Origin of the sequence: Flavobacterium sp., from assembly GCF_044341265.1 — a bacterium.
Lineage (GTDB): Bacteria > Bacteroidota > Bacteroidia > Flavobacteriales > Flavobacteriaceae > Flavobacterium.
Window position 1 is genome coordinate 1 of the sequence record NZ_JBIISA010000015.1, and the last position, 25,623, is coordinate 25,623.

A 25,623-nucleotide genomic window follows, 5' to 3' on the forward strand; every position below is an offset into this window, starting at 1 on the left:
AAAACTCTATAATTACAGCTAAATATACAAAAAAAAGAGCAGAAAAACTAAGTTTTCTACTCCTTAAATTATTATACTTATTACTTAAAGGACTTTTTCAGTGCCCTCTCATAATCGTGGTATGATTTTACTCCTTTAAGCTCATACGCAACCCATTCTGCTTGTTCGTATGTTTCATTATAGGACAATGTATAATATTTATGCTCAACAACTTGATTGGTTGTTGAAGAAGGTAGAAAATCAAACTCCGCATTATCAGTTTGAATTGAAGTTTCATTTTTTTCTATTGAATCAGTTGATTTTTTAGGTTCTAAACTAGAGTCGATTTCTTTTCTACAAGAAACAGTTATTGTAGAAAATATTAGACATAAAATGATAGCAAGTACTAAAGAATTTTTCATAATTTTATAAATTGATTTAACTGTCCTATTTCAACATATAGGTAGTTGAAACTAATAAATTTAAAACTTAACAAATATGAAAATTAAATTTTTACTTACAGCCATTCTTCTTGTAAGTTTTCAAAACTTTTTTGCACAAGAAACGCCAGTTAAACAAGCTGTTGATTCTGTCAAACAAAATGTAATAGATGTAGAAAAACAAAGAGCTCTTGAAAAAGAACGTTTAGAAAAACAACTCAAAGAAGAAAAGAAAGCTTTAAAAGAAAAAGAAAAAGCTGAAGAGAAAGTTGAAAAAGCAGAAAAAGAAGCTAAGGATGCTGAAAAAAAAGCCGAAAAACAACAAGACAAATTAGAAAAAGAACAAAAAAAGTTTGAAAAAGAGCAAAAGAAATTAGCAAACGCTGAGAAAGATGTTGAAAAAGCTCAAAGTAAAATTGAAAAAGAAAGAAAGAATCTTGAAAAAATGCAAGCCAAACATGAGAAAGCAATAGCTAAAGGAAAACTTTCTCCAGTTGAAATTGAAAAAGGAAATGTTGCTTTAACAAAACAACAACTTAAAATAAAAGAAGCTGAAGAAGATTTAGAAAAAGCTCAAAAGAAACTGAAAAAACTTAGATAAATTAAAGTCCACCAAAAGGTGGACTTTTTTTGTAGTTAAAAATCTACAGAAAAAAAAAGGTTAAAAAAACATTGCTTCTTCTTTTTTCATAAATTTGATAAACTTCTAATTTTTAATTAATTATGAATAAAAAAACCAGCTATTTACTCGGAATAGCACTAACAATCATTATTGGTACTTTTTTGTATCAGAAATATTGTTGTGACTGTTCGTGTAATGGAGACACTAAAAGTGCCGCTTCAGACTCAACTTCTGTCGCAGCCACTTCAGACGTTTCTTTAAACAAATTCAAACTTAACGGTGATGAATTTAATTATCAATGTGATGATAATTTCAAATTCATGAAAAATGACTTCAAAACTCTTATGCCTGTTAGCGATTCTCTTAATTTAGGAATTGACAACTTGAAAGCGTTTTTTGACAAAAATCCAAATCAAAAATTAATGATTACTGGATATGCAACATCTGACGAAAAAAACACATCTGCTTATCCTAATTTAGGTTTTGCAAGAGCAAATGATGTTAAAAATTATTTCGTTTCTAAAGGATTTTCTGCCTCTAAATTTGATACATCAGGAGAAATTCGTGATGCATGGAAAATGAGTTCAGATACAATTCTTGGTCCAGTTGACTACAAATTATTGAATATTGAACCAGCTGCAACAACTGAAAAAGTGGATTGGAATTCAATGAAAACAAAAATCAATGCAAGTCCATTAACATTGTATTTTAAAACTGGCGAAACCGACATTGCTTTAAGTCCTGAACAGAGACAACAAGTTGCTGACTTAGTTCGTTATCTTGATAATGTGTCTGGTGCAAAACTAAGTGCTGTTGGACATACTGATAATGTTGGTGACAGAACAATCAACACAAGATTAGGACTTGAAAGAGCTGATTTTGCTAGAGATTATCTAGTTAGAAATGGTGTTTCTAAAGAAAAAATTGAAACCTCATCAAAAGGTCCAGACGAACCAATTGCAGATAATAAAACTGCAGAAGGAAAAGCAAAAAACAGAAGAACAGTTGTTACAATTAAATAATTTAAAAATATAATATTATGAGTTTATGTATCTTAATACCTGCTTTGGTAGGTTTAATCTCAGGTCTTTTAGGTTACCTTTTAGGAAGAATGAATTCTAAAGGTGGCGATAATAATGGCTCTCTTTCTCTACAATCTGATTTGGATGCATGTAGAGCAAACACAAAAAGTTTAAACGCTAAAATTGCTTCTTTAGAAAGCGAGTTAGTTGTTGCAAAAGCAAGTGCTAATGCTAACATTCAATCGTTTGCTAAATCGGTAGAAACAGTTTCCGCTGGAGTTGCATCAATTCCTTACAATGCAGATTTAGCTTTTTCTGTTTTAGGTAAAAAATGGAAACAAGACGATTTGAAAATTGTTGAAGGTATTGGACCAAAAATTGAAGAATTGTATCACAATGCTGGTATTACAACTTGGAAATCACTTTCAGAAACTTCTGTTGAAAAATCGCAAGCAATTCTTGATAATGCTGGAGAACGCTATGCTGTTCACAATCCATCAACTTGGGCAAAACAAGCTGAATTGGCTTATTTAGGAAAATGGCAAGAACTAAAAGATTGGCAAGATTCTCTTGATGGAGGAAAAGAATAATCAATAGTTTTACTAAAAATAAAAATGGCTGACAATTAAATTTTGTCAGCCATTTTTTTAATGATATTTATGATTTAATAACTTTTTCTTTTTTCAATTTAGTTGTCAATGCTTTTTTAGTGTTTCCTGACTGTAAATCATCAAGAACATGAATTGCCTCTTCAATATAAATATCTTTAGAAAGACTTTCATGCCATCTTTCGCGTTTTTCTTTTAGTGTTACATCACTTTTCATTTGCTCTTCTTCATAAGGCAATGATTTGAACTTAAACGCATTTGTATAATCAGCAATTGACTTATACTTTTTATTAGTTTCCTCTAATTGCTTTTGCTCTTGCTTGAATTTGTCAATTTGCAAACTATATACATTTTCTTCATTACGCTCTTGACGCCATTTAGCATTATCATCAATCAAATTCATTTGCGGATTACTTGCAATACGTTTCTTGCTATTTTGAATAGCCAAATCATAATTAGCAGCTTTATTCCAAAGTTTGTAATCAGCAGCTTCTATTTTATCCCAAGGCATTGCATTGTCTACGTCACGTTCACCCATTTTTAAATATGCATAACTATCTGGCATCACAATATCGCTACTTACTCCTTCTAATTGCGTTGAACCACCATTGATTCTGTAAAACTTTTGAGTAGTGGTTTTTAACGCACCTAAATCACCTAAAGTATTTCCTCTCACAAACTGATTCAAATCGATAACATTTTGAACAGTTCCTTTACCATAAGTTTGCTTGCTTCCTAAAATCACAGCACGTTTATAATCTTGCATTGCTGCAGCCAAAATCTCTGAAGCAGAAGCAGAAAACTCATTGGTCATAATAACTAATGGTCCGTCCCACTCTACTTTAGCATCTTTATCATAAAGTACTTCTCTTTTTCCTGCAGCTGATTTAATTTGTACAATTGGTCCTTGTTCAATAAACAATCCACCAATATCAACTACAGTCTTTAAAGAACCTCCTCCATTATCTCTAACATCTACAATAATTCCTTGAACACCTTCGCTTTTCAATCTAGCTACTTCTTGAGCAACATCTTTTCCAGCATCTCTACTGTCTTTATTTTCAAAATCGATATAGAATTTTGGCAAATAGATAATACCATACTTCACACCATTTTTCTCAACAACACTAGATTTTGCATAGGTTTCTTCAATTTCAACTTCATCTCTTATAATTGAAATTACCTTAAGTGAACCATCAGTTTTCTTAACAGTAAGACGAACTTCAGTTCCTTTTGGTCCTTTTATTTTTTTAACCACATCATCCAAACGCATCCCTACTACATCTACAGGATCGCTATCGCCTTGAGCAACTTTAAGAACTACATCGCCTGCTTCTAATTCTTTTCCTCTCCAAGCTGGTCCTCCAGAAATTAATTCTGTGATTTCAGTGAAGTCATTTTTCTTTTGTAAACGTGCTCCAATTCCTTCCAATTTTCCACTCATACTTACATCAAAACGTTCTTTTTCATCTGGTGCAAAATAAGAAGTATGTGGGTCAAATCTAGATGCAATAGCATTCACATAAACCGAAAACCAATCAGAACGATCTAATTCTTTACTTATAAAAGTGAAATTTTCATTCAATGATTTTAAAGTACTTTCTCTTGTCTCTTTTTCTAATTGCTCAAATGTTTTTGGTGCGTCATTCTCAGTTTTAGCAATACTTTCTTGAAACTTTTTTTCCAATTCAGGAGTCAGCTTATCACCCATTTTTAAACGATATTCTTTCAAACGCTCTTCTGGAGATTTATTTTTATTCTTTTGAATATCTTCTTGAATTTTTTGTTTTTCAACTAAAGAAGATAATGTTGAAAGTTTTACTTGTTTTCTCCAACGTTCTTTTAAATCAGAAACATTTTTAGAATAAGGTGCTTTCTCATAATCTGTATCAATATCTTCATTAACAGAATAATCAATAGGATTTTCTAATGCAGCTTTATAGTAGCTTTCACTTTCTTTCATTCTTTTGATAAGACGTGTATAAGTCAAATCGAAAAAAGTAAGTTGTTTGTTATTGATTTGATCATCAATCTGTGTTTCGTATTTAGAAAACTCATCAATATCTGATTGCAAAAAGAATCTTTTTGATGGATCTAAAGCCGTGATATAATCTTTGTAAACTCCTTTAGAAAAAGTATCATCTATTTGAGCTGGACTGTAATGTCCTTTTTCAATTACATAAGTCAATAACTCAATAAGCAATTTATCTTTTTCTGGATCATTTTTATCTTTTGGGATAAAACTCCATAAACCAACGGAAAGCGCTAGCACTAAAAGTACTATTTTATAATGTCTTTTCATAAATTGAACTATTGTATTCATTAATTTTTCTACTAAAATACATAAAAAACTATGCCATAAAATAAAGACATCGCATAATTTTTTGTTAAAACCATTGCTATGGCTCAAAGTTATAAAATTTGTAATGGAATAAGTCTTAAAATAATTACTTTTGTTACACAAATAAAATTCAAATGTCTAAAAAACCTTTAATTCTAATAACCAACGACGATAGTATTTCTGCACCAGGAATTCGTACATTAATAGCAGTTATGTCTGAAATTGGAGAAGTTGTTGTAGTTGCACCAGATAGTCCACAGAGTGCTATGGGGCATGCTATTACTATCAACAACACCTTGCATTTGAATAAAATTTCTGCAGAAAATGCTGAAGTTTTAGAATATAGTTGCTCTGGAACTCCTGTAGATTGCGTAAAAATGGCTGTAAATGAAATCCTGAAAAGAAAACCTGATTTATGTGTTTCTGGCATCAATCATGGTTCAAATTCTTCAATAAATGTGATTTATTCAGGAACAATGAGTGCTGCTGTTGAAGCTGGAATTGAAGGAATTCCTGCCATTGGATTTTCACTTTTAGATTATAATTGGAATGCCGATTTTGAACAAATCAAACCTTTTGTGAAAAAAATTGCACTACAAGTTCTGAAAAATGGTTTGTCAGAAGGAACCGTTTTAAATGTCAATTTTCCTAAATTAAAAACAGAGGAAATTAAAGGAATCAAGATTTGTCGTCAAGCGAAAGCTATGTGGCAAGAAAAATTCGATAAACGAGTAACACCTTTTGGAAAAGAATATTATTGGTTAACTGGTGAATTCATTAATCAAGACAAAGGAGAAGATACTGACGAATTTGCTTTGGCAAACGGCTACATTTCTATTGTTCCAGTTCAATTTGATTTGACTGCTCATCATGCTATTCAAACATTAAATAATTGGGATTTATAATTTTAGATAAAAAATATTATTAAAATGAAGAAAACAGATTTACTTATCGGATTTTTTATTGGGCTGGTTGCTACATTTATAGGTTCTTATTTATTTTTAAAAACCCAAACCGAATATGATTTAATAGAAGATTTTTCCATATTAAAAACTGAAGGATTACTTGGGAAAGTTGTTGCCTTAGGTTCTGTATTAAATATTATTATTTTCTTCATTTTACTGAAAAAAAATAAAGAATTTATGGCAAGAGGTGTTGTAATGGCAACAATAATTTTAGCAATAACCACAATGTTTTTATAGTTTATATGAAATATTATATCATTGCTGGAGAAGCATCAGGCGATTTACATGGTTCCAATTTGATGAAAGCATTGTATAAAGAAGATACAAATGCTGACATCCGATTTTGGGGTGGCGATTTGATGCAAAATGTTGGCGGAACTTTAGTAAAGCACTATCGTGAACTAGCTTTCATGGGATTTGCTGAAGTGGTTATGAACCTAAAAACCATTTTAAACAACATTAAAATCTGCAAATCGGATATTGAAAAATTCAATCCAGATGTGATAATTTTCATTGATTATCCTGGTTTTAATATGCGCATTGCAAAATGGGCTAAAGAACGAGGTATAAAAACACACTACTATATTTCACCACAAATTTGGGCATGGAAAGAAAGTAGAATCAAAGACATCAAACGTGATTTTGACAAACTTTATGTCATTCTTCCATTTGAAAAAGATTTTTATGAAGTAAAACATAATTTTCCGGTAGAATTTGTTGGTCATCCGTTAATCGATGCTATTCATAATCGTACTGTTATTGATTCCGAATCTTTCCGAAAAGAACATAAATTAGACAACAAACCGATTATAGCAATTTTACCAGGGAGTAGAAAACAAGAAATTTCTAAAATGCTTTCTGTAATGCTAAGTGTTGTCGATGATTTTCCAGAGTATCAATTTGTGATTGCTGGCGCTCCTAGTCAGGAATATTCTTTTTATGAAACCTTTTTAAACAATAAAAACATCAAGTTTATTTCAAATAAAACTTATGATTTATTAAGTAATTCTCATGCAGCTTTAGTTACCTCTGGAACGGCTACTTTAGAAACTGCATTGTTTAAAGTACCAGAAGTGGTTTGCTACAAAGGTGGTTGGATTTCTTATCAGATTGCAAAACGAATTATTACTTTAAAATATATTTCGTTAGTAAACTTAATAATGGATGAAGAAGTGGTAACCGAATTGATTCAAGAAGAATGCAATACAAAAAGAATTAAATCTGAATTGACTAAAATTCTTGATGAAAATCACAGAAAACAGTTACTTAAAAAGTATGATGATTTAGAACAAAAACTGGGTGGAATTGGCGCAAGCGAAAAAACGGCTCATTTGATAGTTAGCGCTTTAAAATAATATTAGCCTCTTTTTATCGTTAAAAATAATAAAGTCCTATTGTTTTGAAAAAAATCCTACTGCTTTTCACACTACTTTTAATTGTTACTTCTTGTAAAACAAGTTCCTCGACTACAAGTTCTAATAACAAACTAGCTGAAAAAATTATAGATGATGCTACCAGTAAAATTGGTTCACCTTATCGTTTTGGTGGAACTACAAATGCTGGATATGATTGTTCTGGATTAGTATTTACATCTTTTAAAAAATATGATTTGTCACTTCCGAGAACTTCAAAAGAAATGGCTAAAGAAGGAAAAATTATTACTAAAAGTAACGCTCAAAAAGGTGATTTAATTTTCTTCAAAACTGGTGGTTCTAGTCAAATTAATCATGTTGGATTGATTGTAGATGTTAATCGCGATGATATAAAATTTGTTCATTCGTCTACCAAAAAAGGTGTAATCATTTCTTCAATAACCGAAGATTATTACAGAAAATCCTTTGCTCAAATTAATCGAATTTTAGAATAATTATTTTTTTTGTAGGAATATACTTTTTTGCATACTTTTATAGAAATGAAAGTATTACAATTCCCATTAGTAAGAATAACGCTTTGTTTTGTGTTTGGAATAATTTTTTCTCAAATCACAAAACCTAATTTATTATTGCTATTTATAGTACTATTACTTTGTGTTTTTTCTTTGATTTTTTTCTATTTCAAAAATAAAAACGACTTAATTCAAAAACCTTTATTTGGATTTGTAGCACTTTTTACTTCTTTCATAATCGGAATGATTACTTTGAGTATTAGCAATCAAACGTTGAATAAGAATCATTATTTACATCAAGTAAAAGAAACAGAAAATGAAATTTCTACAGAACTAATTATCAAAGAAAAACTTAAAAACACTTTGAATAATGATCGTTATGTTACCGAAATGATTCTATTAAATGGTAAAAAAAGTTACGGTAAAATAATTTTAAATATCAGAAAAGATAGCGTGCTTCCCACATTAGAAATTGGTTCTCATTTAATGATTGATGGTTCTTTCTACAAAAACAGAAAACCAAACAATCCAAACCAATTTGACTATGGAAAGTACCTTGAAAATCAGCAAATCTATGCTCAGATTTATGCCGATGTGACCGATATCAAAATCAATCCAATTGTAGATAAAAGCATTTCTTATTATGCAAGTAAACTTCGAAATAGGATTATACAGAATCTAGAAAAAAATAATTTCAACAAAACAGAATTAAGTGTTGTTATCGCCTTAATTCTTGGTCAACAACAAGATATTTCTCAAGAAGTAATACGAGATTATCAATATGCAGGAGCCGTTCATGTTTTATCAGTTTCAGGTTTGCATGTTGGTTGTATTCTATTATTCGTAACCTTTTTACTAACTCCAATTCCAAATACAAAAAGAGGTTCAATTCTTAAATTAGTTCTTGTTATTTTATCACTTTGGACTTTTGGAATATTAGCCGGACTTGCACCATCAGTAGTTCGTTCTGTAACAATGTTTTCTTTTGTTGCAGTTGGAATGTTTTTAAGACGAAGCATAAATATTTATAACACTTTGCTGGTTTCTGCTTTGTTAATCTTATTGGTAAAACCATCATTTCTTTTTGATATTGGATTTCAATTGAGTTACGTTGCTTTATTTTTTATTGTTTGGTTGCAACCGCTCCTAACTTCTATTTGGACTCCAGAAAACAAAATCGTAAAGTATTTTTGGGACATAATTACCGTTTCATTTGCCGCTCAAATTGGAACATTTCCTTTAAGCATTTACTATTTTCATCAATTTCCAGGATTATTTTTTATTACCAATATTGTAATTCTTCCAGGTTTGAGTGTAATTCTTGGCATTGGAGTTATTGTAATGATTCTTGCTGCATTCAATGTTGTATGGATTCCGATGATGAAATTATTAGAATGGAGTATTTGGTTATTGAATAAGATTATTTCTTGGGTAGCATCGTTTGAAGATTTTATTTTTAAAGATTTATCACTCAACTCCTACATGATGTGGTGTTGGTATTTAGTCATAATCGGAATAATTCTTTGGTTCAAAAAACCGACTTTCAAGAAACTGGCATTTAGTTTAATTGCCATTATTGGATTACAACTTGTTACGATTTATGCAAAATATGACAGTCAGAAAAATAGTGAATTTATCGTTTTTAGTAAAAAGAAAGTAACTATAATTACAGAAAGACTAGGAAATAAAGTTACACTTTATAGTAACGATAGCATACTAAAAACAACTGACGACAATCTTGCTTTAAAATCTTATTTAGTTGCCAATTTTTGTGAAATTGAAAAGAAAAAAGCTTTATCAAATTTATTTTATTTCAAAGACAAAAAAATTCTTTTAATAGATAGTAGTGCAGTTTTTATTGAAGAAGAAAAACCAGATATTTTATTACTTACAAATTCGCCAAAAGTGAACTTAGAGCGTATAATTCAATCATGGAAACCTCATCAAGTTGTAGTTGATGCTACCAATTATAAAACATACATCAAAGTGTGGCGTGAAACTTGTAGAAAAGAAAAAATCCCTTTTCATGATACATCAGAAAAGGGATTCTATAAATTGTAACTAAGCTTTTTTCTTAGTTGCTTTTTTCTTTTTGGCAGCTTTTTTTGCAGTTTTTTGTTCTTCTGCTGTGTAAGGAACAAACTTGGCAACCATTTTATTGGCTCCATCTAACCAAACTGTTGGTCCACCAGCCACATAACCAGTTTCACCAAGAAGCTCAAAACTAGTTTTACCATCAACTGGTGCGCCAGCTTTTGCAATTCTAACTGAAGGATATCCTCGAATAGCAAAAAATTGTTGCAATTGACTATTTTGAATTTTTAAAGCATCAGATTGTGGTGTTCTTCTTGGAAAATCAAGCTCAACTAAAACCACATTTTCTTTTGCCCAAGCAATAAACTCAGGTGTTTTAAAAACCTCATTTTGCAAACGAATACACCATCCGCACCAGTCACTTCCTGTAAAAAACAAGAACAAAGGTTTGTTTTCAGTTTTTGAAACTGCAATGGCTTCATCGATATTAGTATGCCAAGTTAATTTCTCTTGGGCTTGAATTGTCATTGAGGAAACGACAAGTAATAATGTTATAAATATTTTCTTCATGTTTTATTTTTTACAAATATATTCAAAAATGGTACCAAAAAATGTTGGCTATCTTACTTCTTGCATTAGTTTTTTAATTAATGGTGAAATCGCTATTAAAACTACTCCCGCAACTAAAGCATAAATTCCTAATTGATAATAACCATCAGCATATACGTTTAATTTCTCTAAATTGGATGCGTTTTCTGATGCTTCAGCTATGTTGGCTCCAAGTAAACCGGCAAAATATTGACCGTACGCGCTTGCTAAAAACCACATTCCCATGATTACAGCTTGTGTTTTTTGAGGCGATAATTTAGTCATAGCACTCATTCCAATTGGAGACAAACAAAGTTCTCCGAAAGTGATGATGAACCATCCAAAAGTAAAAATTCCTAAAGAAGTTCTTCCGTTTAAATCGGCAAAGAATTTAGTGTAATAAAATATCCAAAAACCACCTGCAAGAAATATAAATGCTAATCCAAATTTTATAACTGTATTAGGTTCGATTTTTCGTTTTGCCATCCATAGCCAAACTAATCCAACTAATGCTGCAAAACCGATTACGAATAATGAATTAGCTGAATTATTAACTCCATTTGGACTTAACTCTATTCCTAAGATTTCGTTATTCAAATTGTTTGCTGCAAATAAACTTAATGAACCACCACTTTGTTCAAAAAATGCCCAAAAGAAAATAGAGAAAATAATAAATACCAAAGCAGCTAAAAGCTTTTTATTTTCAGCTGATGAAAAATTCTTCATTTCATAAAATAGATATAAAATAGAAGCTGGACCAATAAACATCATGAAATAATCGGTATACTTTGTATTAGCAACCATAACTATGATAATTGGAACAATAATAAGTGAACCTACATAAGTTGCAACTTCAAGAATTTGCTTCTTAGATTTTTCTACATTCATTAAAGGCGAAAGACCAATTGGACCTAAACTTTTTTGAGTTTGAGTGAATGTTAGTAAACTAATAATCATTACAACTGCTGCAAATCCGAAACCTACATTCCATCTTAAATTTTCTGGAACTAAGGATTGCCACATTGAACCTTCTGCTACAGCAATACAAATGTAACCTCCAATTAATGCTCCAAGATTTACACCCATATAAAAGAATGAAAATCCAGCATCTCTTCTTGGATCATCATTTTTGTATAATTGTCCCACCATTGAAGAAATATTTGGTTTGAAAAATCCAGTTCCAACAATTGTAAAACCTAATCCAACAAAGAAAAAATTCTTAGGATCAACGGCAAGAATTACACTTCCGATAATCATCAGAATTCCGCCCCAAAAAAGTGATTTTCTTAAACCTAGGATTTTATCTGCAAATAATCCTCCAATAAATGTAAAGGCATAAACCCATGCTTGCGTTGCACCATATTGTAGATTGGCCGTTTTTTCATCCATTGCAAGATGATTCACCATAAATACTACTAACATTCCGCGCATTCCGTAGAAGCAAAAACGTTCCCACATTTCGCTAAAGAATAAATACCAAAGTTGTTTTGGATATTTTCCTTTAAAATTTTGAATTTCTTCTATTGACTGATTGATTTCCATAATTAATTGATTCCGTGGTCTTTCATTACTTTATTTAAGTTTTTCACTAAGGCAAACATCAATACAGTTGCAAACATTAACAATCCGAAGTTTACCCAAAAGAAATTGGCTTTATCGTCATATTGATCCCACATACTTGCTAAAACTCCTGATAATTTATTTCCGATGGAGGTTGATAAAAACCATCCGCCCATCATTAATGCAGTAATATTTTTTGGAGATAATTTAGAAACAATCGATAATCCCATTGGACTTAGGAATAGTTCTCCGATTGTTATAATTCCGTAATTAGCAACCAACCACCAAACCGATACTTTTTCCATTCCGTTGTTCCCAATATGAACTGCTGCGACCATTACTAGAACAGATAAAGCTGAAATTAATAATCCGAAAGCGATTTTTGTTGGAGTTGATGGTTCTTTTTTTCTGCTTCTTAAAAAGGTAAAAAAGGCAACAACCAAAGGTGTTAAAATAATCACCCAACCTGGATTAATAGACTGACTTAAATTGGTTGCCCAAATGGAAACTGTCGAACCTTCTTGAGGTAATTTATTTTTTTCAACATTTCTAAAATAAACAGGATAGTTTACTTCCTTAACTACTTTTCCATTTTCTTTTTGAAGTCGAAAACTTGCATCGTATAACTCAGTTGAATCTTTTTTGTATTCTATATCTTTTGCTAATTTTAAATTACTAAAAACAGCTTGAGTTGTTCCGCTTATTTCTCTATCGGTGTACCTATCTGCCCATGTTGTTAATGCCGAACCGTTTAATTTAAAAACTGCCCAAAATAAAATCACAACTGCAAATATGGAAAGTAATGCTCCGATTGGTCGTTTTTCTTCTGGTTTTGCTTTGAAATATAAACTTCCATAAAAGTAAACTACTGGAAGACAAGCAAAAATAAAGGCATCAGTACTATCTGAACCAAAAATGGCACTATCAAGATTTACATCTGATTGTACTCCTTTAATTAACCAACCAATAACTCCAAAAACCACTGACGGAACTAAAATGTATAATACAATTTTAGAAAATGGCATATCACCTTCTTGGATTCCTTTTTTATCGGTTTTATCGCCGTAATGTTTTGTTCCTAGAAGAAATACGATTACACCGATAAACATTCCTAAACCTGCCGCCATAAAGGCATATTGCCAACCCAATAAAATTTGCAAAGCAGCACCAAAAAAGTTACAAATAAAAGCACCAACATTGATTCCCATGTAGAAAATATTGTAACCTTCGTCTTTCTTCTCTTTGTATTGGTCTTCGTTATAGAAATTTCCTAGTAAAGTTGAGATATTGGGTTTAAAAAATCCATTTCCTACAATTACTAAAGTCATGGCTACGTAGAGCATTGGTAAACTATGAATTCCCATCATAAAATAACCTGCGCCCATCATAATTCCACCAATAACAATTGACTTTTTGTAACCCAAATATCTATCGGCAACTAAACCACCAATAAACGGTGTTAAAAACACCAAAGCAATAAAAGTTCCGTACAAATCGGAAGCTTCTTTCTCTGTCATGGCGAAACCTGCTTCGACATCTTTAAGATACAAAGTAAAAATTCCAATCATTAAATAATAACCAAAACGTTCCCACATTTCAGATAAAAATAAGTAAGGCAATGCTTTAGGATGACTTTTCCACATAATAATTCAATTTAAAAAACAAACCTACAAGAATTTCTTGTAGGTTTGAAAGATATAAAAATATTTTTAAATGATTATCTATCTAATTCAGGAATAACTTCAACATGGTCGTTGTGCATTCTTTTTTCTAACCAAGAACTCAATACAAATAAAATCGCAGCTGCAACTCCTGACATGATTATGAATAACACGAAGAACTCATATAAGTTTGTAATCTGGAAACCTAAGAAACTAGTTGCTGGACCAGTTCCATCTTCTCCACCAGGAATTAAGGCACTTAAAGTTCCAGCAAATTTATTAGCTGCAGCATTTGCTAAAAACCAAGTTCCCATCATTAAAGATGATAAACGTAAAGGCGCTAATTTTGAAACCATTGACAAACCAATTGGTGACAAACATAATTCTCCCATTGTGTGAATTACATATAGAGCAATTAACCACCACATAGATACTTTTTCGCCTAAACCTAAACCTTTAACTGCAATTGCGATGATTACATATCCTAAAGCTACTAACCCTAAACCAATTGCCATTTTTTTAGGCGAAGATGGTTCAGCTTTAAACTTGTATAGAAAATCCCATAAAATTGAAAATAAAGGTGCAAGCAAAATAACCGCTAATGGATTTACTGATTGAAACCAACTTGCAGGAAATTCGTTTTTCATAAAATCTTCAATATGTCCTGTAAACATAAAAACAATTAATAAAGCTGAAACAATTCCAAAAACAACATATCTAATTTTTGAAGTCCAGTTAAAAAACCATTGCAATCCTTTTGATAAATAAAACATTGTAACAACACCAGAACCAACTATTAACCAAGCTGGTATTACTATTTTAATTTGTCTATCAACTTGTCTATCAGCAAATAATGTTAAAGAAGCTCCGGCTTGTTCAAATGCACCCCAAAAGAAAATCACGAAAAATGCAAGAATAAAAATCACTGTTATTCTTTGTATCTCAATTTTTGATAAACTTTTATCACTAAAAATTAATACAGGCATTGCTACCATTGCTCCATAAATGAAATAACTAATAATATCTAAATCGCTTTTGAACATTTGTTTGAAGTTCAACATAAAGAAAATAATTGCGATTGAACCAATTATCATTCCGATGCTTTTTGCATCTAATTTTTTAACAGGCAAACCAATATGTTTTCCATCTTCAGAAATAAGGTATTTTTTTTGACCCAGAATAAAAGCAACAAGACCAATTAACATTCCGATTCCGGCTGCAAGAAATCCCCATTTGAAATCCATAGAACCACAAACTAATGGCGAAAAGAAAGCTCCAAGGTTAATTCCCATGTAAAAAATTGTGAATGCACTATCAATTCTTCTATCGTTTGCAGGATATAACTGACCAACCATTGTAGAAATATTTGGTTTGAAGAAACCGTTTCCAATAATAATTGCTGTTAATCCCATCCACATTAATGAAACACCACCATTTGCACCTGCAGAAGCACTAAAAAACATAAAAAATTGTCCTATTGCCATTAACAAACCTCCAATTAAAATACTTCTTCTGTTACCTAAAAATTTATCACATAAGTAACCTCCTAAAAGTGGTGTTAAATAAACTAACCCTGTATAACTTCCATAGATTTCAGAAGCGTCAGCATCTTTCATTAGTAATACTTTTGTCATAAATAGAATGAAAATTGCTCTCATTCCATAATAACTGAAACGTTCCCACATTTCTGTGAAAAATAGGAAGTAAAGTCCTTTTGGATGTCCTGTTTTTACTTGTTCACTCATTTTAATTTGTTTTTAGTTTGTATTTAGTTGATTATAGTTTCTCTTTTATGTAATTCGTCATTTTATTAAACAACTGAATTCTTGTTTTTCCACCAAATATTCCGTGATTTTTGTCTGGATAAATTGCCCAATCAAATTGTTTGTTAGCTTGAACTAAAGCTTCAATCATTTGCATTGAATTTTGAACATGAACATTATCATCCGCTGTTCCGTGAATTAGTAAAAAGTTACCTTTTAATTTACTCACATGATTGATTGGCGAATTGTCATCATAACCACTGGCATTTTCTTGTGGTGTTGTCATGTATCTTTCGGTGTAAATACTATCATAAAATCTCCAATTAGTAACTGGAGCAACGGCAATTGCCATTTTGAAAACATCAGCACCTTTGAACAAGCAATTGCTCGACATGAATCCGCCATAAGACCAGCCAAATATACCAATTCTAGATTTATCTACATAAGCATAGTTCCCTATGACTTTTGCAGCATCGATTTGATCTTCAACTTCAAATTTTCCTAACTCTTTTTGAGTACATTTCTTGAAAGCCGCGCCTTTATATCCTGTTCCACGACCGTCAACACAAGCAATTATATAACCTTGTTGAGACAACATCATGAACCACATATCGTTAGTATCTAACCAATTATTAGCCACTTCTTGCGAACCTGGCCCTGAATATTGATACATAAAAACCGGATATTTTTTAGTTGCGTCAAAATCTTTCGGTTTGATCATCCAAGCATTTAGTTTATGACCTTTTTCAGTTGTAAGTTCGAAAAACTCTTTTGCTGGTAAATCATATTTTTTTAATTTATCAACCAAAGCTGTGTTGTTAACAATTTCTTGAGCTTGTTTTCCGTCTTTAGAACTATTCAAAGTATAAGTTGGCGGAGTTGTCACACTTGAATAAGTATTAATAAAATAAGTAAAATCTGGACTGAAAGTCGCGGCATTTGTTCCAACTTGTGAAGATAATTTTACTTTCTTTTTTCCGTCAAGCGAAATTTTATAAACGTCTCTCAATATAGAACCTTTTTCTACTGATTGATAGAAAACAGTTTTAGTTTTTTCGTCAAAACCATAATAAGAAGTTACGTCCCAATTTCCTTTAGTAACTTGATTTTTTAGTTTTCCGTTTTTATCGTACAAATAGATATGATTGTAACCATCTTTTTCTGATGTCCAAATAAAACTGTTGTCTTTCAAGAACGTTAAATTGTCTGTTACGTCAACATAAGCTTTATCTTTTTCATTCAAAACAACTTTTGCATTTGCTGTAGTTGCATCAACAAAAATCAAATCTAAATTGTCTTGATGACGATTAAGAACTTGAACCGAAACTAAATTAGCATCATTAGTCCATTTCATTCTTGCAATATAGAAATCAGAGTAATTTCCTAAATTAATTGGTTGCGAAATATTGCCACTTAAATTATAAATATGCAATGAAACTAATGCGTTTCTCTCACCTGCTTTTGGATATTTAAAAGTATCTGATGTTGGATACAAATCTTTTTTATACATATCCATCGAAAATTGTGGCACTTCGCTTTCGTCGAAACGAATGTAAGCTAGTTTTTTACTATCCGTACTCCAATCGAAAGCACGAACAAAAGCAAATTCTTCTTCGTAAACCCAATCAGTAATTCCGTTAATAACAGCATTTTTCACTCCGTCATTAGTAACTCGTGTTGTGTTTTTTGAAGCAATATCATAAATGTATAAATCATTAGTTTTTGCAAACGCAATTTTAGTTCCGTCAGGAGAAAATGTTGGCTCTTGAACTTGACCTAAAAATCCAGAAATTTTTTGAGATTTTGTATCATACAAAAAGTAATCTGCAGTAAAAGAATGTCGGAAAATTTGATTAGAATTATTAGCAATTAAAATTTGCATTTCATCATTACTAAACACATAACTATCAATTCCATCATCTGATAATTCCTTGAAGTTTTTAGTATCTATTAATGTCGACACTTTTTTTAGTGTAGCAAAATCATAAAGATCGATTTGCTGGCTTTTTGTAGCTCTATCAGTATTTAAAACCGTGTACTGATTAGTATTTTTCATGGATTGTAATGCATCCATTCCTTTGGCACGAAAAGCACCTGTGTAGATTTCTTCTACCGAAATTTTTTGCTGTGCAACAACAGAAAAAGTTGTTAAAAGAAAGAGCGTAATAATTTTAGTAATTTTCATTTTCTTGATTGATTATAAAACGAGTTCAATTTTAGTGAAAAATTCCCAAATAATGGCATATTTTTATGTTAAATGCAGTTTTTAGTATTTTTAAATTCCTCCAAAACAAAATATAAGAATTAATTCTAAAGCGTATCTTTGCTAAAAATAAGATATAATCATTTGAACATGAATAACGCTGTTGCCGGATTTTCAAAACTATCAAAAGAAGATAAAATCAATTGGATTGCTACTGAATACTTTACCAATCCAACAGAAGCTATTACTACTATAAAACAATATTGGAACAACGATTCTAAATTGCAACAATTGCATGATGAATTTATTGAAAATACGATTACCAATTTCTATTTACCAATGGGAATTGCTCCGAATTTTCTAATCAATAACAAGTATTATTCGGTTCCAATGGTGATTGAAGAGAGTTCAGTTGTTGCTGCGGCTGCAAAATCAGCTAAATATTGGAGTACTCGTGGCGGATTTAAAGCAACGGTTTTGAATTCGGAAAAAATTGGACAGGTACATTTTATTTATAAAGGTGATGTTCAAAAATTAGAAAATTTCTTCAATACAACAAAATCCAAATTCTTTTCAGAAACCGAAAATATTACCAAAAACATGCAAAAGCGTGGTGGTGGAATTTTGGATATTGAACTAAGAAATAAAACCAATGAATTAGAAAACTACTTTCAATTGCATGCTACTTTTGAAACGAAAGATTCTATGGGAGCAAATTTTATAAACTCTTGTTTAGAGCAATTTGCTAAAACATTAAAAGTAGAAGCTCAAAATTATGATGGTTTTTCTGAAGAAGAAAAAAACATTCAAGTGGTGATGAGCATTCTTTCTAATTATGTTCCCAATTGTATTGTTCGTGCTGAAGTTTCATGTAAAATTGAAGATTTGGCCGAAAAGAAAATCGAGAATCCTCAAGAGTTTGCAGAGAAATTTGTTCAAGCGGTGAAAATTGCAGAAATAGAACCTTTTAGAGCAGTAACGCACAATAAAGGAATTATGAACGGAATTGATTCAGTAATTCTTGCAACTGGAAATGATTTTCGAGCTGTTGAAGCTGGCGTTCATGCTTATGCTTCTCGAAACGGAAAATATTCAAGTTTATCTCATGCTAAAATAGAAAATGGTGTCTTTACTTTTTGGATGGAAATTCCATTAGCTTTAGGAACTGTTGGCGGATTAACTTCATTGCATCCATTAGTAAAAATGGCTTTACAGATTTTAGGAAAACCATCGGCACATGAATTAATGCAGATAGTTGCAGTAACTGGATTGGCACAAAATTTTGCAGCTTTGCGTTCGTTAACCACAACTGGAATTCAAGAAGGACATATGAAAATGCACATTAATAATATTTTGAATCAGTTTCAAACTTCTGATGAAGAAAGAATAATGATTAAAAAGCACTTTGAAAATAACACTATTTCTCATGCTGCAGTTGTAGAATTTATTGAAAATTTAAGAAAATAATTTTGTGAAAAAAGAATTCTACAGCAACGGTAAATTATTAATCACAGGAGAATATGTGGTTCTTGATGGCGCAAAAGCGTTAGCGTTACCAACAAAATTTGGTCAGAATTTAATTATTGAATCTTCAGAAAATGAAGTTATTCAATGGAGAAGTCACGACCATGATGGAAGTATTTGGTTTGAAGACACTATTCCTTTTTCTAGTATCATTGAGAAGAAAAATTATGATGAAATTCATAACATAAAAAATACATTGATTGAGATTTTGCACGAAGCATATCTTATGAATTCTGACTTTATTACAAATTCAAAAGGTTATAAGATTACAACGGAACTCACCTTTCCTAAATTTTGGGGTTTGGGCACTTCTTCTACTCTAATTAACAATATTGCTCAATGGTTAGAGATTGATGCCTATGATTTACTTAAAAGAAGTTTTGGAGGAAGCGGTTACGACTTGGCTTGTGCTCAAAATGATTCGGCAATTATCTACCAATTAATCAATGAAAAACCAACAGTAGAAAAAATAGCTTTCGAACCTGATTTTACTGATAAAATACATTTCGTTTATTTGAACAGAAAGCAAAGTAGCAAATCTGCAATTGCTTCATATCTAGACAAGCAAGGAGATATTGGGAAAACTGTTAAAATAATTGATGCAATTACAAAGACAATTGTAGATGCAACAGGACCAAAAGAATTTGCATTAGCATTACATAAACATGAAATTGAAATGAGTAATGTTTTAGAACTTCAAACAGTTCAAGAAGCTTTGTTTGATGATTTTCGTGGAGTTATTAAAAGTCTTGGCGCTTGGGGTGGCGATTTTGTTTTAGCCATTTCCAAAGAAAACCCAACAGAATATTTTTACAATAAAGGATACAAGGTAGTGATACCCTATAAAGACATGATATTATAAAACAAAAAAATCCCGAATTACTTCGGGATTTTTTATATAATTTTTAGAAAGAATCTACTAATAGAATTCTAATCTATTATCGTCAATTTTTGCATCATTTTTCAATGCTGGGAAAACTCTTCCTGAAGCTTGACCTGCATTAGCTTTCAATTTGTTTACATAATCGTCATACTTAGGCAATTTTGGTGCTTTAGCAACAGATTTTGTTTTGATAACATAAACTCCAGAATTTCCTTCGATTGGAGCAGATACTTTATTTGCTGGAGATCCAAAAGCAGTTCCAACTACTTTAGCTTCTAATCCAACATTTGCTAAAACAGCATTATCAACAGATGCAGCTGGAGCATTTTGAACAGTAGTTGCGTTAGCTTTAGCAATTGCTTCTAATGAAGAACCTTTCATTTTAGCCATAATTTTTTCAGCTTTCTTTTTGTTTTTTATAATACTTTCAACCATTGGTTTAGCATCTTCAACTGTCATTAGACCTTTTTCGTTGATTTTTTTCAATCTAGCAATGATGTTTCCAATATTAACAACTTCAAATCTTTTTACATCACCTACATTAGTATCATCGCTGTAAGCCCATTTTACAATTTGTCTTTGATTACCAGCAATTCCAAAAGCTTCATCCATTGGTTTAGCTTTTATTGAAGGATTTACAGTAAGTTTAGCTGCTTTTGCAACTGTAGCAAAATCTTTACCTGCTGCATCCATTTCAAATTGTGTAGCTTTAGTAAAAACTTCGTTAGTTGTTTGCTCTGATGCTTCAATTTTTTGAGCAACAGTAGCTAAACGAACTGCATCTTGCTTATCTGTAACATTAATAATATGGTAACCGAATTCAGTTTCTGCAATACCAATTTTTCCAACTGGATTATTAAAAACGAAATCTTTATATCCTTTAGCAAAACCAGTTTCTCTTGAGATGAATCCCATATCACCACCATTTTGTTGAACTGATGGGTCTTCAGAATTTGTTAATGCCATCATTTGGAACATTGAAGGATTTGCCAAAACTTGAGCTAACAATGCATCAGCTTTAACTTTAGCTTCTTCTTTAGTTCTTTTTTCTTTTGGAGCAGCTCTTTCAGCACCAACCCAACTAATCAAAATGTGACTAGATTTAACTTGATCACCAGCTTTTCTTCCCATCACTTTAGAAATGCAATAGTAGTTTCCGTTGATGTATGGCCCGTAGATTTCACCTGCTGGTAAAGCAAATAATTTATCAGCATGTTCTGCAGGTAAATTTTGTTTTGTTACGTAAGTTGAATCATATGGTTTGTCAGAGTTTGCACCAACGAAATCAGCAACATTAGTAGCGTTTCTAAAACTTGGTAAAGTATCGTTTTTACCTGTTTCTTTATTATAAACAACGCTACCAGTTAAAAGTCCGTTGATTTTAGCTTTCATTTCTTCTTCATCTTTAGCAGATGGTTTGTCTTCAATTAAAACGTATTCAATTTCACGAGTTTCCTCAGATTTGAAACGTTTTTCATTTTTCTTCATGTATTCTAAAATGTCAGCATCTGTAACTTTTATGTCACTATCTTTAACTGTAGAATATAAAACAGAAACGTAATCAAAATTTACTTTGTTAGCTTCCAATTCATATTTGAATTTTCCGTCAGCATTTGTAACATACATTCCAGCTTTGATCATTGAACTGTAGATTTGGAATTTAGAGTTGATGTCAGCATCTTTTTCTCTATCTTTCATCATCTGAGCTTGTTCTGGATTATTTTTAAAATATTCTTTAAACTTAGCCAAGTCAAATTTTCCTAATTGATTTAAGAACATTGGATTTTGACCAATATTTGGATCTTTTTTGAAAAATTCAACAATATGATTATCACTAGTACGAATACCAGCTTTTTCAAATTGCTCATTTATTAAAGCAATTGCAACTTCTTGCTCCCAAACTTGATTAGCCGCTTGAGTTTGCGTTACAGGTTGTCCGTTTTGTCCGTTCTTTTCAGTGTTTGCAACTTTAATTCTAAAGTCTTCAAAAGCAATGTCTTTTCCATTTACGCTTCCTACATCATGCGATTGACTTTTCATTCCATTTGAAAACAAATCTTGAATAACAAATGCTAACAAAGCAAGACCAATAACTAATAAAAGTAATCCCGAGCGCTTTCTAATTTTTTGTAAAACTGCCATTTTTATATATGTTAATTTTTTAATTCAGTTTGCGAAAATACAATTATCTATGAAATAATTATAGTTGATATGCTATAATTTACAATAAAATGTGATTTTTTTTTATTCTTAGTCAGAAATGGTCATTTTTACTACTTCAATTTTGGTGTTTGTTGCCTCTTCAATCACAAAATGAAAGTTGTCAATTGTAATTTGATTGCCTTTTTGCGGAATCTCTTTTGAAGTATTTACTATAAATCCGCCAAGAGTTCCGTAGGAATCATTTTCAGGAATATTGAGTTTGTATTCTTGATTAAGATATTCTACATCTAAACGTGCAGAAAAAAGATAGGAAGTTTCATCAAGTTGCTGTTCTACCAATTCTTCATCGCTATCGTGTTCATCTTCAATCTCTCCAAAAAGCTCTTCAATAATATCTTCCACAGTCATTATTCCTGCAGTTCCTCCATATTCATCTAAAATTACTGCAACACTTTTTCTTTTCTTGGTTAATAAATTTAAACCATCCTTTATAAAAATCGTTTCAGGCACATACTCAACTGGAATCATTACCGATTTAATACTTCGCGGTTTTTTAAACAATTCAAAGGAATGAACATAACCTATAATATCATCAATTGAGTTTTGGTAAACTAAAATCTTAGAATAACCAGTTGAAATAAACAGTTCTCTTAATTCTGTGACAGAATCATATATATCTACTGCAACCAATTCTGTTCTAGGTGTCATAATATCTCTTGCTTTTACACCTGAAAACTCAAGTGCATTTTGAAATATCTGAATTTCAGAATCAACATCCTCAAAATCTTCTACTGAACTCATTTGTTCATTAATGTAATTTCCTAATTCAACTTTACTAAAAAATGATGGAACGTAATCACCTTCTGTATTGAAGAATTTTTTTAAAATAAAATCAGAAATCCATATTATGAATGTTGATATATAATTGAAAATTAAATAGAATACATAAGATGGAATCGCAAAAAATTTCATCAAACTATTAGAATAAATCTGAAAAAAAACTTTTGGTAAAAACTCTGAAGTAATTAAAATTATTAATGTAGAAATTACCGTTTGCAATAATAAATTTGAAAATTCAGACAATTGAAATCCGAACGAGTTTATCCAATTCATTAACAAATCACCCATAAAAAAACCGTAAACTACAATTGCAATATTGTTACCAACAAGCATTGTTGCAATAAATTTGGAAGGTTTTTCAGTAATTTTGGTTAAAATTTTTGAAAGAAATGTATCTTGTTTTTTTTCAATTTCAAGATAGATTTTGTTGGATGAAATATAAGCTATTTCCATCCCAGAGAAGAAAGCAGACAGTAATAAACATATTATGATTACTGTTATTTCCACTAAGTATTGTTTTGATTACCTTGACTATTCTGATTTCTTCTATCTTCAAATTTCTTTGCAAAACGGCTTCTAAAGAAAAAAGTGAAAAAAGCTAATCCTGCAAGAACAACGCTCAACCATGGTTTTTCAGCATCATTCCATTTAGAGATTGCATCATAAACCATGATGAAACCAATTAGTAAATAAATATATTTTGTTATTTTAAGATAGTTCATGTTTATTTATCGTTTTCAACTTCTCCAGAAACACTCTGAGAGTTTATTATTTTAAAATCTTTACTAAAATCTACACCTTCTCCAAACGATATTCCTTTTGGATCTGTAAATTTATATCTTTTTTCGGTATAAAACCATTCGTTTTTTTGATCAAAATACAATTGTTCTGTTTCAAATAATTGTCCTGTTTCATTTGTGATTTTCACACTTCCTTGCAAATCAATTAAATCGGTATTTTTGAAAGTCACAGCGTATTTTGAAGTTACAAAGGTTCGCTTTCCGTTTTCATCATACAAAGTTACATTTACACCTTTTGGAAATTCTGTAAAAGGAAAATCAACTGTAGCATAATCTAACATCTTATCGCTAATAAGAATAGATTTAATTCTACCAGAATCTGTGTATTTAATATTTATAGAATCAGCCTCACCACTTGGAGTAAACTCTGCAAAAGTAGATTTTTGAACTTCTTTAAAATTACTTTCGCAAGCAAATAGTAAAAAAACCACTATTGTAGTAAATGAAAAAAGTAGTGATTTTTTAACCATTAATTGCATTACAAAATTACTGTTTGATTAATCCAACAACCAATTTTTACAGATTTTGTATTGGCCTTAGTTGTAATTATTTTCTGCAAATAAGATTTAGACAATTCTTCTGAAGTACCTTTTAATCTTGGCTCAACTAAAATTGCTTTTAAAACTGTATCGGAAGCCAATTTGTAAATAGCATTTTTTTCTAAATCATTTGTGCCACATTCTGAAACAGCATTTGCATATAAATTTCCTAAAAAGATGTAGTATCTTCCATTAGTTGGATTGTTTTCTATTGCAGTAAGCACCATTTCTTTTGATTTTTCTTTATCTGTTGTAGAAAGTATTGATGCAATTGTGTAAGCCGTAGTTGCTTTAGTCATTTTATCACTTTCTAATTTAACTGACTCCGAAAAGAACTCTATAGCTTTATCTTGTTTGGCTGTATTTAAATTGTAGGTTGCAAGATAATAAGCCGATTTAGCAGAAGGTTTTCTAGTATGTAATTCTGTGGCAATCGATTCAAATATTGGAGCGTTTTTACAAGAAACTGAGAGCATTTTTGCTACAGATTGCAACCAATAAACATCGTTTGTTTTATTTTGGAAATTGTTTTTAGCATGAGAAACAATGTTTTCACAAACCAAAAAATCTTTCATAAGAGATTCCATAGAAACAAGAACTCTATCATAAATTTCTTGGTTAGCAGGAACAGTTTCCTTATTCATTTCTATTAATGAAATTACATCTGTGTATTTGCTTAACAATTTATCGCTAGTAATTGTTGATTTTTCAGCTTTATACTTTTCTACATACAATTGAAGGTAAACAAAAATTGCTTCTGGATCTTGAAATGTTTTTTTCTGTAACTCAAATGCTTGATCTAATAAGCTATAGATTTCGTTGTTTGTTCCAACTTTGTTTAGGTACAAAGCCATTGCGCTTTTCTCAAAGTTCCCATTACTATTGTTTGGAAATGTTTTATCGTATAATTTAAATAGACCTAAAATTTCGCGAACTTCTTTTTCTTTATCTTCTCTTGAAGCAATCTCGATGTTATATTGTTGTAATTGTAATCCAAGTTGAAAAGACTTTTCGCTTGAAGTAAGACAAGTCATTTTTATGTCATTCCAAACTTCTTTTGCTTTGATATAATCATTTTCTGATAAATACTTTGCAAGTTTACTTTCTTTATCAGCACAATTCGTTTCTTGAGCAGTTCCAAATTGGAAAGCAAAAATCATTAATAGAATAATTAATTTACGTTTCATGCTAATTGAGATTTAA

Annotated in this window: 22 protein-coding genes; 10 read left to right on the plus strand and 12 right to left on the minus strand. The window is 30.9% G+C overall.

What is annotated here, in order from left to right; genetic code table 11:
- Nucleotides 1-80: 80 nt before the first annotated feature.
- Complete coding sequence (locus tag ACIQ06_RS08870) at nt 81-401, minus strand: hypothetical protein (protein WP_396145546.1); 321 nt, start codon at nt 399-401, stop codon at nt 81-83.
- Nucleotides 402-477: 76 nt separating this feature from the next.
- On the opposite strand from ACIQ06_RS08870, the gene ACIQ06_RS08875 reads away from it, so the two are divergent.
- From ACIQ06_RS08875 to ACIQ06_RS08885, 3 genes are all read left to right on the plus strand, one after another.
- Complete coding sequence (locus ACIQ06_RS08875; RefSeq protein ID WP_396145548.1) at nt 478-1,020, plus strand: hypothetical protein; 543 nt, start codon at nt 478-480, stop codon at nt 1,018-1,020.
- A gap of 122 nt (nt 1,021-1,142) precedes the next feature.
- Nucleotides 1,143-2,063, plus strand: coding sequence for an OmpA family protein (locus ACIQ06_RS08880; protein WP_396145549.1), 921 nt, complete (start codon nt 1,143-1,145; stop codon nt 2,061-2,063).
- Nucleotides 2,064-2,080: 17 nt separating this feature from the next.
- On the plus strand, nt 2,081-2,653 hold the full coding sequence (locus ACIQ06_RS08885) for a hypothetical protein (RefSeq protein ID WP_396145551.1): 573 nt from the start codon (nt 2,081-2,083) through the stop codon (nt 2,651-2,653).
- Nucleotides 2,654-2,720: 67 nt separating this feature from the next.
- Here ACIQ06_RS08885 and ACIQ06_RS08890 read toward each other — a convergent pair whose 3' ends face one another.
- Nucleotides 2,721-4,994, minus strand: a complete 2,274-nt coding sequence (locus ACIQ06_RS08890) for a carboxy terminal-processing peptidase (RefSeq protein WP_396145553.1) — start codon at nt 4,992-4,994, stop codon at nt 2,721-2,723.
- A gap of 152 nt (nt 4,995-5,146) precedes the next feature.
- Here ACIQ06_RS08890 and surE point away from each other — a divergent pair, with 152 nt between their 5' ends.
- From surE to ACIQ06_RS08915, 5 genes are read left to right on the plus strand one after another with little or no spacing between them, the layout of a single operon-like run.
- Nucleotides 5,147-5,917 carry a 5'/3'-nucleotidase SurE gene (gene surE / locus ACIQ06_RS08895; RefSeq protein ID WP_396145555.1) on the plus strand — a complete coding sequence of 257 codons (771 nt, stop codon included), beginning with the start codon at nt 5,147-5,149 and terminating at the stop codon, nt 5,915-5,917.
- 24 nt (nt 5,918-5,941) lie between these two features.
- Entirely contained in the window at nt 5,942-6,214 is a 273-nt protein-coding gene (locus ACIQ06_RS08900) for a hypothetical protein (RefSeq protein WP_396145557.1), read from the plus strand.
- 5 nt (nt 6,215-6,219) lie between these two features.
- Nucleotides 6,220-7,332 (plus strand): lipid-A-disaccharide synthase, encoded by a 1,113-nt coding sequence (lpxB, locus tag ACIQ06_RS08905; RefSeq protein WP_396145559.1) that lies wholly within the window; start codon nt 6,220-6,222, stop codon nt 7,330-7,332.
- A gap of 44 nt (nt 7,333-7,376) precedes the next feature.
- Nucleotides 7,377-7,844, plus strand: coding sequence for a C40 family peptidase (locus ACIQ06_RS08910; RefSeq protein ID WP_396145562.1), 468 nt, complete (start codon nt 7,377-7,379; stop codon nt 7,842-7,844).
- Between the two features lie 45 nt (nt 7,845-7,889).
- Nucleotides 7,890-9,923 carry a ComEC/Rec2 family competence protein gene (locus tag ACIQ06_RS08915; RefSeq protein ID WP_396145564.1) on the plus strand — a complete coding sequence of 678 codons (2,034 nt, stop codon included), beginning with the start codon at nt 7,890-7,892 and terminating at the stop codon, nt 9,921-9,923.
- On the opposite strand, the gene ACIQ06_RS08920 is transcribed toward ACIQ06_RS08915, so the two are convergent.
- The 5 genes from ACIQ06_RS08920 to ACIQ06_RS08940 form a co-directional block, all read right to left on the minus strand.
- Entirely contained in the window at nt 9,924-10,466 is a 543-nt protein-coding gene (locus ACIQ06_RS08920; RefSeq protein WP_396145566.1) for a thioredoxin family protein, read from the minus strand.
- A 48-nt stretch (nt 10,467-10,514) separates the two neighbouring features.
- Nucleotides 10,515-12,026, minus strand: a complete 1,512-nt coding sequence (locus ACIQ06_RS08925) for a peptide MFS transporter (protein ID WP_396145567.1) — start codon at nt 12,024-12,026, stop codon at nt 10,515-10,517.
- A 2-nt stretch (nt 12,027-12,028) separates the two neighbouring features.
- Nucleotides 12,029-13,687 (minus strand): peptide MFS transporter, encoded by a 1,659-nt coding sequence (locus ACIQ06_RS08930; RefSeq protein WP_396145568.1) that lies wholly within the window; start codon nt 13,685-13,687, stop codon nt 12,029-12,031.
- Nucleotides 13,688-13,761: 74 nt separating this feature from the next.
- Nucleotides 13,762-15,450, minus strand: coding sequence for a peptide MFS transporter (locus tag ACIQ06_RS08935; RefSeq protein WP_396145570.1), 1,689 nt, complete (start codon nt 15,448-15,450; stop codon nt 13,762-13,764).
- 31 nt (nt 15,451-15,481) lie between these two features.
- Nucleotides 15,482-17,653, minus strand: a complete 2,172-nt coding sequence (locus ACIQ06_RS08940) for a S9 family peptidase (protein WP_396145571.1) — start codon at nt 17,651-17,653, stop codon at nt 15,482-15,484.
- 168 nt (nt 17,654-17,821) lie between these two features.
- On the opposite strand from ACIQ06_RS08940, the gene ACIQ06_RS08945 reads away from it, so the two are divergent.
- Together ACIQ06_RS08945 and ACIQ06_RS08950 are read left to right on the plus strand one after the other, a co-directional pair.
- Nucleotides 17,822-19,138: a hydroxymethylglutaryl-CoA reductase, degradative gene (locus tag ACIQ06_RS08945; protein ID WP_396145574.1), complete on the plus strand. Its 1,317-nt coding sequence runs from the start codon at nt 17,822-17,824 to the stop codon at nt 19,136-19,138.
- 4 nt (nt 19,139-19,142) lie between these two features.
- Nucleotides 19,143-20,057 carry a GYDIA family GHMP kinase gene (locus ACIQ06_RS08950; protein WP_396145575.1) on the plus strand — a complete coding sequence of 305 codons (915 nt, stop codon included), beginning with the start codon at nt 19,143-19,145 and terminating at the stop codon, nt 20,055-20,057.
- A gap of 57 nt (nt 20,058-20,114) precedes the next feature.
- On the opposite strand, the gene ACIQ06_RS08955 is transcribed toward ACIQ06_RS08950, so the two are convergent.
- From ACIQ06_RS08955 to ACIQ06_RS08975, 5 genes are all read right to left on the minus strand, one after another.
- Nucleotides 20,115-22,220, minus strand: a complete 2,106-nt coding sequence (locus ACIQ06_RS08955; RefSeq protein WP_396145577.1) for a peptidylprolyl isomerase — start codon at nt 22,218-22,220, stop codon at nt 20,115-20,117.
- 108 nt (nt 22,221-22,328) lie between these two features.
- Nucleotides 22,329-23,588: a hemolysin family protein gene (locus ACIQ06_RS08960; protein WP_396145579.1), complete on the minus strand. Its 1,260-nt coding sequence runs from the start codon at nt 23,586-23,588 to the stop codon at nt 22,329-22,331.
- On the minus strand, nt 23,588-23,803 hold the full coding sequence (locus ACIQ06_RS08965; RefSeq protein ID WP_396145581.1) for a hypothetical protein: 216 nt from the start codon (nt 23,801-23,803) through the stop codon (nt 23,588-23,590). Before ACIQ06_RS08965 ends, ACIQ06_RS08960 begins: the two co-directional genes overlap by 1 nt.
- Before the next feature lie 2 nt (nt 23,804-23,805).
- On the minus strand, nt 23,806-24,360 hold the full coding sequence (gene lptC / locus ACIQ06_RS08970; RefSeq protein ID WP_396145582.1) for an LPS export ABC transporter periplasmic protein LptC: 555 nt from the start codon (nt 24,358-24,360) through the stop codon (nt 23,806-23,808).
- On the minus strand, nt 24,360-25,607 hold the full coding sequence (locus ACIQ06_RS08975; RefSeq protein WP_396145584.1) for a hypothetical protein: 1,248 nt from the start codon (nt 25,605-25,607) through the stop codon (nt 24,360-24,362). Before ACIQ06_RS08975 ends, lptC begins: the two co-directional genes overlap by 1 nt.
- Nucleotides 25,608-25,623 lie beyond the last annotated feature (16 nt).